9 protein-coding genes are annotated in these 9,772 nt (G+C 69.8%); 6 read left to right on the forward strand and 3 right to left on the reverse strand.

From position 1 onward, the window contains the following. Positions 1–447: MFS transporter (locus VFM98_RS24675; protein ID WP_325112538.1), on the reverse strand; the 447-nt coding region annotated here is incomplete at its 3' end. Positions 448–606: 159 nt separating this feature from the next. Between VFM98_RS24675 and VFM98_RS24680 the strand changes: the two genes are divergently transcribed. From VFM98_RS24680 to VFM98_RS24705, 6 genes are read left to right on the forward strand one after another with little or no spacing between them, the layout of a single operon-like run. Next, positions 607–2,571, forward strand: a complete 1,965-nt coding sequence (locus VFM98_RS24680) for a DNA topoisomerase IV subunit B (RefSeq protein WP_325112539.1) — start codon at positions 607–609, stop codon at positions 2,569–2,571. Between the two features lie 34 nt (positions 2,572–2,605). After that, positions 2,606–3,157 carry a GNAT family protein gene (locus tag VFM98_RS24685; RefSeq protein WP_325112540.1) on the forward strand — a complete coding sequence of 184 codons (552 nt, stop codon included), beginning with the start codon at positions 2,606–2,608 and terminating at the stop codon, positions 3,155–3,157. Beyond that, positions 3,154–3,990 (forward strand): lytic transglycosylase domain-containing protein, encoded by an 837-nt coding sequence (locus VFM98_RS24690; RefSeq protein ID WP_325112541.1) that lies wholly within the window; start codon positions 3,154–3,156, stop codon positions 3,988–3,990. Before VFM98_RS24685 ends, VFM98_RS24690 begins: the two co-directional genes overlap by 4 nt. A 28-nt stretch (positions 3,991–4,018) precedes the next feature. Then, entirely contained in the window at positions 4,019–5,179 is a 1,161-nt protein-coding gene (locus VFM98_RS24695; protein WP_325112542.1) for a diguanylate cyclase domain-containing protein, read from the forward strand. A 5-nt stretch (positions 5,180–5,184) separates the two neighbouring features. Continuing rightward, entirely contained in the window at positions 5,185–7,545 is a 2,361-nt protein-coding gene (gene parC, locus VFM98_RS24700; protein WP_325112543.1) for a DNA topoisomerase IV subunit A, read from the forward strand. Further along, on the forward strand, positions 7,545–7,748 hold the full coding sequence (locus VFM98_RS24705; RefSeq protein ID WP_325112544.1) for a hypothetical protein: 204 nt from the start codon (positions 7,545–7,547) through the stop codon (positions 7,746–7,748). Before parC ends, VFM98_RS24705 begins: the two co-directional genes overlap by 1 nt. 171 nt (positions 7,749–7,919) lie before the next feature. Here VFM98_RS24705 and VFM98_RS24710 read toward each other — a convergent pair whose 3' ends face one another. Together VFM98_RS24710 and VFM98_RS24715 are read right to left on the reverse strand one after the other, a co-directional pair. Continuing rightward, positions 7,920–9,053 carry an ABC transporter permease gene (locus VFM98_RS24710; RefSeq protein WP_325112545.1) on the reverse strand — a complete coding sequence of 378 codons (1,134 nt, stop codon included), beginning with the start codon at positions 9,051–9,053 and terminating at the stop codon, positions 7,920–7,922. Then, positions 9,050–9,772, reverse strand: a 723-nt coding sequence (locus VFM98_RS24715; RefSeq protein ID WP_325112546.1) for an ABC transporter ATP-binding protein, incomplete at its 5' end; no start/stop codon positions are given. The genes VFM98_RS24715 and VFM98_RS24710, both read right to left, overlap by 4 nt.

Genomic DNA, 9,772 nt, shown 5'->3' on the forward strand with positions numbered 1-9,772 from the left:
GAAGGAGCCGGCCGCCGCCGCCACGCCCATCGCCCACGAGCGCTTGCTCGGGTCGATCTGGCGGCCGATCACGCCGTAGACGATCGCGTACGTGGTGGCCGCCTGCGCCGCTCCGATCAGCACGCCGGAGGTCAGCGCGAAGACCAGCGGGTTGGTCGGGAAGGCCATCCCCACCAGGCCAGCGGCGTACAGCAGCGCGCCGCCGGCCAGCACGCGGAAGGCGCCGAAGCGGTCGGCCAGCATGCCGGCGAAGATGCCGATGAAGCCCCAGGCCAGGTTCTGGATCGCCAGCGCGAACGAGAAGGTCTGCCGGTCCCAGCCCTGGGCCTGCGTGATCGGCTGCAGCCACAGGCCGAAGCCGTGGCGGATGCCCATGGAGAGGGTGACCACCATGGCGCCGCAGACGAGCACCTGGGTCATCGAAAGCTTGGGAGCAGCGGTTTGCATCCGCGCGACTGTAGCGAGAAGTGCCTCGAAACGCTTGCCGCGCACCTGACAACCCTGTTGAAATTCCAGCCCGCCATTGATGCCCGCTGCGCATCGATCCTGCAAGTGGCTGGATGCCTATCCAGTGCCGCGCCAGACCGCCACTACAATTCGGCTCCCATGGCCACGAAACCGTCCGACTATTCCGAAGGTTCGATCCGGGTGCTCAAGGGGCTGGAGCCCGTCAAGCAGCGCCCGGGCATGTACACCCGCACCGACAACCCCCTGCACGTGCTGCAGGAAGTCCTGGACAACGCCGCCGACGAAGCGCTGGCCGGCCACGGCAAGCGCATCGGCGTGACGCTGCACGCCGATGGCTCGGTGAGCGTGGAGGACGACGGCCGCGGCATCCCCTTCGGCCTGCACCCGGAGGAGAAGGCGCCGGTGATCGAGCTGGTCTACACGCGCCTGCACGCCGGCGGCAAGTTCGACAAGGGCAAGGGCGGCGCCTACAGCTTCTCCGGCGGCCTGCACGGCGTGGGCGTCTCGGTCACCAACGCGCTGGCCAAGCGGATGGAAGTCACCACCTACCGCGAGGGCCAGGTGGCGACCATCGCCTTCTCGGGCGGCGACGTCGTCGAGAAGCTGAAGCTGCGCAAGGCGGAGAAGGAAGACCGCAAGCAGGGCACCACGGTGCGCGTGTGGCCCGACGCGAAGTACTTCGAATCCACCCAGGTGCCGCTGGCGGAACTCGCCCACCTCCTGCGCAGCAAGGCGGTGCTGATGCCGGGCGTGACCGTGCAGCTGGCCGACGAGAAGAAGAAGGACACCCAGACCTGGCAGTACAAGGGCGGCCTGCGCGACTACCTGCTGCAGACCCTCACGGGCGATCCGGTCATCCCGCTGTTCGAGGGCGAGGCCTACGCCGAGAACAACGAGAACTTCGCCGAGGGCGAAGGCGCGGCCTGGTGCGTGGCCTTCACCGAGGAAGGCCAGCCGGTGCGCGAGAGCTACGTCAACCTCATTCCGACCACCGCGGGCGGCACGCACGACAGCGGTTTGCGCGACGGCCTGTTCAACGCCGTCAAGAGCTTCATCGAGCTGCACAACCTGCAGCCCAAGGGCGTGAAGCTGCTGCCGGAGGACGTGTTCGCCCGCGCCTCCTACGTGCTCTCGGCCAAGGTGCTCGATCCGCAGTTCCAGGGCCAGATCAAGGAGCGGCTCAATTCGCGCGACGCCGTGCGGCTGGTCTCCAGCTTCGTGCGGCCGGCGCTGGAGCTGTGGCTCAACCAGCACGTCGAGTACGGCAAGAAGCTGGCGGAGCTCGCGATCAAGGCGGCGCAATCGCGCCAGAAGGCCGGCCAGAAGGTGGAGAAGCGCAAGGGCTCCGGCGTCGCCGTGCTGCCCGGCAAGCTCACCGACTGCGAGAGCAAGGACCTCGCGCACAACGAGATCTTCCTGGTCGAGGGCGATTCGGCCGGCGGCAGCGCCAAGATGGGCCGCGACAAGGAATGCCAGGCCATCCTGCCGTTGCGCGGCAAGGTGCTCAACACCTGGGAGGTGGAGCGCGACCGCCTGTTCGCCAACACCGAGATCCACGACATCGCGGTGGCGATCGGGGTCGATCCGCACGGCCCGAATGACACGGTGGACCTGTCCGGCCTGCGCTACGGCAAGATCTGCATCCTGTCGGACGCCGACGTGGACGGCTCGCACATCCAGGTGCTGCTGCTCACGCTGTTCTTCCGCCACTTCCCCAAGCTGATCGAGTCCGGCAACGTCTACGTGGCGCGGCCGCCGCTGTTCCGCGTGGATGTGCCGGCGCGCGGCAAGAAGCCGGCCGGCAAGCAGTACGCGCTCGACGAGGGCGAGCTCACGGCCATCCTCGACAAGCTGCGCAAGGAAGGCGTGGCCGAGGGCAAGTGGACCATCAGCCGCTTCAAGGGCCTGGGCGAAATGAGCGCCGAGCAGCTGTGGGAGACCACGCTCAACCCCGACACCCGCCGGCTGCTGCCGGTGACGCTCGGCAAGTTCGATTTCTCCGGCACCGAGAACCTGATCACCAAGCTGATGGGCAAGGGCGAGGCCGCGGCGCGGCGCGAGCTGATGGAACTGCACGGCGACGCCGTGGAAATCGACATCTGAGCGACATCTGAGCACCGGCCCAGAGGAGGGCACCATGACGACATCGCAATCCGCCAGCACCCCCGAGCCCGCGCGCGTGCGCCTGCGGCCGACGATGCAGAGCGACCTGGAGTACGTGCTCTCGCTGGAGCAGGACCCGGAGAACCTGCCCTACATCACGCCGTGGGAGAAGATGCAGCACGAGGCGGCGATCCGCTTTCCGGACTTCCGCCATTTCATCATCGAGGCCGGCCCGGGGCTGGAACGGGCCGGCTTCCTGATCCTGATCGGCTGCCGCAACCAGCACGCCTGCATCGAGCTGAAGCGCATGGTGGTGCAGAACAAGGGCCGGGGCTACGGCCACGCCGCGGTGCGGGTGGTCAAGAAGATCGCCTTCGACGACCTCGGGGCGCACCGCTTCTGGCTCGACGTGAAGATGCGCAACACCCGCGCGCAGGCCCTCTACGTGAAGGAAGGCTTCGTGCAGGAAGGCGTGCTGCGCGAGGCCGTGCGGGTGAGCGACGGCTTCGACTCGCTGGTGGTGATGTCCATGCTGGCCGGCGAATACGCCCAGCGCCGCAGCCAGGCGCTGGAGCTGCAGCAATGAGGCTGCTGGCCGCCGTGGCGGCGGCGTGCGCCCTGGCGCTGGCGCCGGCGGCGCACGCGGAGATCTGGGGCTTCGTCGATGCGCAGGGCACCGCCCACTTCGCCGCAGAGAAGCTGGACGCGCGCTACGAGCTGTTCTTCCGCGGCGGCGAGAGCTTCGACACCGCCGAAGGCGTGGCCGCGCCGCAGGCCGAGCCGCCTGCGGCCGCGCCCGCGCCGGCGGCGGCCCGGGTGCTGTCCTTCCTGCAGGTCTCGCCCGGCTTCCGCCTGGTGCAGCCCCAGGTGCGCGAGGCGGCGCGCGAGCACGGCATCGAGCTCGCCTTGCTGCAGGCGCTGATCGCCACCGAGTCCGGCTTCGATCCCGGCGCCGTGTCGCCCAAGGGCGCGATCGGGCTGATGCAGGTGATGCCGGCGACGGCCGAACGCTATGGCGTGAGCGGCGATGCCCGGGCGCCCGTCGAGCGCAAGCTGAAGGACCCGCGCACCAACCTGCGCGCCGGCGCGCGCTACCTGCGCGACCTGCTGCGCATGTTCCCCGGCCGGCTCGAGCTGGCCCTGGCCGCGTACAACGCGGGCGAGGGGGCGGTGCAGAAGGCCGGCAACCGGATCCCGAACTACCCCGAGACGAAGAACTACGTGCGCACGGTGATGCAGCTGTACGCGATGCTGCAGCCCGAGCCGCCGGCGGCCGCCACGCCGCAGGCGCCGCGCCGCGTGCGCATGGAGCTGCCCGGCCCCGGGGGCGCCGATGCGCGCCGCAACATGCCGCCCGGCCTCGCGGCCGTCACGCCGCTGGAGGGCCCCGGCGCCCCCGCCGTGGTGGTGCACGACTGAGGCTCGCGCGCGCAGCATCCCCGTCCCCGTGAGCGACAGCATCGATCCGGCACAGCTCTGGCTGGGCGCCCTGGTGGGCGCCCAGGTGCTGCTGGTGTTCCTCTGCGCGATCGAGGCCAACGCCTACGGCGAACGGGCGCTGCTGCTGCACGCGGCCGCCACGCTGATGGCGGTGCTCTCGGTGCTGGCGCTGATCGGGCGCGAGCCGCTCGCGCCCACCGCGGTGCTGCTGCTGGTGCCCGCGCTCTCGGGCCTGCAATTGCTGGACCTCGTGAGCCACGCGGGCGGGCTGCGGCAGGCGCGCCGCTGGCTCCTGTTCACCAGCGCCATCGTGCTGCCGGCGGTGGCGGTCGCCGCCGTGTACAGCGGCTGGGCCCTGGTCGGCGGCATCGTGCTGTGGACCTCCGTCGTGCTGATGCTGATGGCGCGCGCGCTGCGCCAGAGCCGGCCGTGGATCTGGTGGCTGGTGCCGGCGCTGGCGGCGCTCGCGCTGGCCAGCTTCCGGCTGGCGGCCGACCACCCGCCCTACGAGATGGACGATGCCATCTGGCAGGCCGGCCTGCTCACGCTCTGGGCCGCCTTCACGTATCTCGCCACGGCCTGGCGCGGACGCATCCTGGGCGAGACCCAGGCCCGCATCCTGGGCCGCACCACCATCGACCCGCTCACGGGCCTGGCCACGCCCCTGGTGCTGGGCGAGCGGATCCAGGCCGCGCGCCACCTCACGCGCCGCTACGGCCATCCCAGCGTGCTGATGGTCGTCAACATCGACAACCTCGCCGCGCTGACGGCGGAGTTCGGCCCGGAGGCGACGGAATCGGCCGTGCTGGCCGCCGCCAGCCGCATTCGCGCCTCGCTGCTGCGCGACGGCGACGTGGCCGCGCGCCTGACCCATTCCCGCATGGCGGTGCTGGCCGAAGGCTGTGCCCCGGCCGAAGCCGCGGCCACGGTGGCGACGCGCATCCTCGTGGCCGGGCTGAAGGAGCCGCTGGCCGCGGCGCGCGCAGAATACCTGCACTTGCGCATCGTGCTGGCGGCCGTGCCGGCCGACGACATGCCGCCCAAGCTGCTGCTGCAGAAACTCCACCACCGCCTGGACCAGGAAGTGCGCGCCGCCTCCGAGCGCCGCATCGTCACCGTGACCCAGGAAGAACTCATCGCCCTCGATCCCCCGACGACCATCCGATAAGAACCATGGAGCAGGAACTCATTCCCCTCGCCGACTCCGGCGACGACGACGGCGGCCTCGACCTGGCCAGCTACGCGCAACGGGCCTACCTGGAATACGCGCTGAGCGTGGTCAAGGGCCGCGCGCTGCCCGACGTGGCCGACGGCCAGAAGCCGGTGCAGCGGCGCATCCTCTACTCGATGTGGCGCATGGGCCTGGGCTTCGGCGGCGGTGCCGCCGGCGCCAAGCCGGTGAAGAGCGCACGCGTCGTGGGCGACGTGCTGGGCCGCTTCCACCCGCACGGCGACCAGGCCGCCTACGACGCGCTGGTGCGCATGGCGCAGGACTTCGCCCAGCGCTATCCGCTGATCGACGGCCAGGGCAACTTCGGCAGCCGCGACGGCGACGGCGCGGCGGCGATGCGCTACACCGAGGCGCGGCTGGCCAGGATCGCCAACCTGCTGCTCGACGAGATCGACGAGGGCACGGTCGAATTCGTGCTGAATTACGACGGCAGCACGCAGGAGCCGGTGGTGCTCCCCGCCCGCCTGCCCTTCGCGCTGCTCAATGGCGCCAGCGGCATCGCGGTGGGCCTGGCCACCGAGATCCCCTCGCACAACCTGCGCGAGGTGGCCGAGGCCTGCGTCGCGCTGGTGAAGAACCCGAAGCTCTCCGACGAGGACCTGTTCGCGCTGATCCCGGGGCCCGACTACCCGGGCGGCGGCCAGGTGATCTCCAGCCCCGCCGACATCGCGGAGGCCTATGGCACGGGGCGCGGCTCGCTCAAGGTGCGGGCGCGCTGGAAGATCGAGGAGCTGGCGCGCGGCCAGTGGCAGCTGGTGGTGACCGAGCTGCCGCCGGGCGTGAGCACGCAGAAGGTGCTGGAGGAGATCGAGGAGCTCACCAACCCCAAGGTCAAGGCCGGCAAGAAGGCGCTGTCGCAGGAGCAGACCAACCTCAAGGCCGCCGTGCTGGCGGTGCTGGACACGGTGCGCGACGAGTCGAGCAAGGACGCGCCGGTGCGCATCGTGTTCGAGCCCAAGACCAGTCGGATCGCGCAGGAGGAACTCACCAACACCCTGCTGGCGCACACCTCGCTGGAGACCTCCTCGCCGGTCAACCTGACCATGGTGGGCCTGGACGGCAAGCCGGTGCAGAAGTCGCTGCGCCAGATGCTCACGGAGTGGATCGAGTTCCGGCAGCGCACCATCGAGCGGCGCTCGCGCCATCGCCTCGACAAGGTGATGGACCGCATCCACATCCTCGAAGGCCGGCAGCTGGTGCTGCTGAACATCGACGAGGTGATCCGCATCATCCGCAACTCCGACGAGCCGAAGCAGGCGCTGATCGCGCGCTTCAGGCTGTCGGACCGGCAGGCCGAGGACATCCTCGAGATCCGGCTGCGCCAACTGGCGCGGCTGGAGGCGATCAAGATCGAGCAGGAGCTGAAGGAGCTGCGCTCCGAGCAGGAGAAGCTGGAGGAGATCCTCGGTTCGCCGGCCGCATTGCGCCGGCTGATGATCAAGGAGATCGAGGTCGACACCAAGACCTTCGGCGATGCCCGCCGCACGCTGATCCAGGCCGAGAAGAAGGCCGTGGCCGAAGTGAAGGTGGTCGACGAGCCGGTGACGGTGGTGGTGTCGCAGAAGGGCTGGGTGCGCGCGCGCCAGGGCCATGGGCACGATCCTTCCAGCTTCGCCTTCAAGGCCGGCGACGGGCTGTACGGCACCTTCGAATGCCGCACCGTCGACACGCTGCTGGCCTTCGGCAGCAACGGGCGGGTCTATTCGGTGGCGGTGTCGACGCTGCCCGGCGCGCGCGGCGACGGCCAGCCGATCACGACCTTCATCGAGCTGGAGTCGGGCACGCAGCTGGTGCACTACTTCGCCGGCGCGGCGAACGCGTGGCTGCTGCTGTCCAACTCGGGCGGCTACGGCTTCCTGGCGACGGTGGAGAACATGATCTCGCGCCAGAAAGGCGGCAAGGCCTTCCTGTCGCTCGGCGCCGGTGAAACGGTGTGCCGGCCTTCGCCGGCCAACGTGCCGCCGCCCAACGGAGCGCCGGCGACCGGCGCCAACCTGCCGGCGACGCACGTGTGCTGCGCCTCCACCGGCAGGCGCATCCTGACCTTCGAGATCGCGGAACTGAAGGCGATGGCCAACGGCGGCCGGGGCCTGATGCTGATGGACCTGGAGCCGAAGGAGGAACTCGCCGGCGCCGCGGCCTATACGCGCTCGGTGCGCATCGCGGGCCTGGGCCGCGGCGACAAGGAGCGCGAGGAGGTGCTGGAGATCCGGTCCCTCAACAACGCCAAGGGTGCGCGCGGCCGCAAGGGCAAGGTGGCGGACCTGGGCTTCAAGCCGCTGGCCGTCACGCGGGTGGAATGATGGAGCCGCGCCGCCGCCTGCGTGCCGGCCAGGCGATCACGCCGCAGGAGTTCGAGGAGCTCTCCGACGAGGAGCTGGAGCGCCTCGTGCCGAAGAAGTACCGCGAGTTCTTCCCGGGCAAGGACGGCTGCGCGGACGGGTTCTTCTACCTGCACGACGGGACGGCGTACAGCTTCTATCGGGGCGGGTTGCTCGACGAATGAGCAGCGTGTGGGTTCGGGCATTTTCTTAACGCAAAAGCCGCGAAAGGAAGACGAAAGCCGCAAAAGAAATCCATCAAGGATGTTTTTTGCGGCTTTGGTTTTTTTTTTCTTTCGCGGCTTTTGCGTTAAACCTGTTCGATCGACAGCGACCTCCGATGACGGGGCGCCGGACTAGTCCACCGTCTGCCGATACCGCAGCAGCGCCACCGCGCCCGACACGGCCATGAAGGCCAGCATCGGCCACAGGTCGCCCAGCAGCTGGCCTGCCTCGCTGCCCTTCAACATGATCCCGCGCACGATGCGCAGGAAGTGCGTGAGGGGCAGCACCTCGCCGATCCACTGCGCCCAGCGCGGCATGCCGCGGAAGGGGAACATGAAGCCCGAGAGCAGGATGCTGGGGAGGAAGAAGAAGAACGTCATCTGCATCGCCTGCAGCTGGTTGCGCGCCAGCGTGGAGAAGGTGAAGCCGACGCCCAGGTTGGCCACGATGAAGACGCCGATCATCGCCACCAGCAGCGGCAGGCTGCCCTGCATCGGCACTTCGAACAGCAGCCACGCCGCGGCCAGGATCACCGCCAGCTGCACGTAGCCGATCACCACGTAGGGCAGGATCTTGCCGGCCATCACCTCCGCCGGCAGCACGGGCGTGGCGAGCAGGTTCTCCATCGTGCCGCGTTCGCGCTCGCGCGTCATGGCCAGCGCCGTGAGCATCACCATCGTCATCGTGAGGATGGTGCCGACCAGCCCCGGCACGATGTTGTAGCGCGAGAGCCCCTCCGGGTTGTAGCGCCGGTGCACCACGATGTCGAAGGGCAGTCCGCGCGCCTGCAGGCCGCGCAGGGGGCCGGTGAGTTCGCGCTGCAGCGCCTGCGCGCCGGCGCCCTGCAGGGCGGCGAAGGCCGGGCCGGAGGCGGACGGATCGGTGGCGTCGGCGGCCAGCAGCAGGGCGGGGCGCTCGCCGCGCACCAGCCGCTGGCCGAAGCGCGGCGGGATGATCACCAGGAACTGCACTTCCCCGCGCGCGAGCAGGTCCTCGGCGGCGTCCTCGCTGGCGCCCTGGTGCACGATGCGGAAGTAGCCGGTGTTCTGCAGCGCCGCGGAAACGCTGCGCGCCATCGGGCTCGCGTCCGCGCTGACGAGCGCGGTGGGCAGTCCCTTGGGATCGGTGTTGATCGCGTAGCCGAACAGCACCAGCTGCAGCACCGGCACGCCGATCGCCATGGCGAAGGTGAGCCGGTCGCGCAGCATCTGCTGGAACTCCTTGAGGAAGACCGCGAAGGTGCGGCGCCAGGACAGGCGCGTCATGATGCTGCCGCGAAGTTGTCCTGCGCCCGAGCGATCAGGGCGACGAAGGCTTCCTCCAGCGAGGCGCCCACGTGGAGGCCGGCCTGGCGCACCACCTCGGCCCCCGTGCCGCGCGCGAGCACGGTGCCGTAGGCGATGTAGACCAGTTCGTCGCAGCGCTCCGCCTCGTCCATGTAGTGCGTGGAGACCAGCACCGTCATGCCTTCCTGCGCCAGCCGGTGGATCTCGTCCCAGAACTCGCGCCGCGCCTTCGGGTCCACGCCGGCCGTGGGTTCGTCCAGCAGCAGCAGGCGCGGCTGGTGGATCAGGCTGGCGGCGAGCGCGCGCCGCTGCTTCCAGCCGCCCGAGAGCGTGCCCGCGAGCTGGTGCTGGCGCTCCACCAGGCCGAGCCGCGCCAGCGCGTCGTCGACCGCCTGTTCGCGCCGATCCAGCTCGAACAGCCGGGCGATGAAGTCCAGGTTCTCGCGGATCGACAGGTCCTCGTAGAGTCCGAACTTCTGCGTCATGTAGCCGCTCTGGCGCTTGATCGCGCGCGATTCGCGCAGCACGTCGAAGCCGAGACAGGTGCCGGCCCCGGCATCGGGCTTGAGCAGCCCGCACAGCATGCGGATGGTGGTGGTCTTGCCGCTGCCGTTCGGACCGAGGAAGCCGCAGATGCGGCCGGTGGCGACCTGCAATGCCACTTCGTTCACCACCGCGCGGCCGCCGTAGCGCTTGGT

It is taken from the genome of Ramlibacter sp. (assembly GCF_035706265.1).
Taxonomy (GTDB): Bacteria; Pseudomonadota; Gammaproteobacteria; order Burkholderiales; family Burkholderiaceae_C; genus Ramlibacter.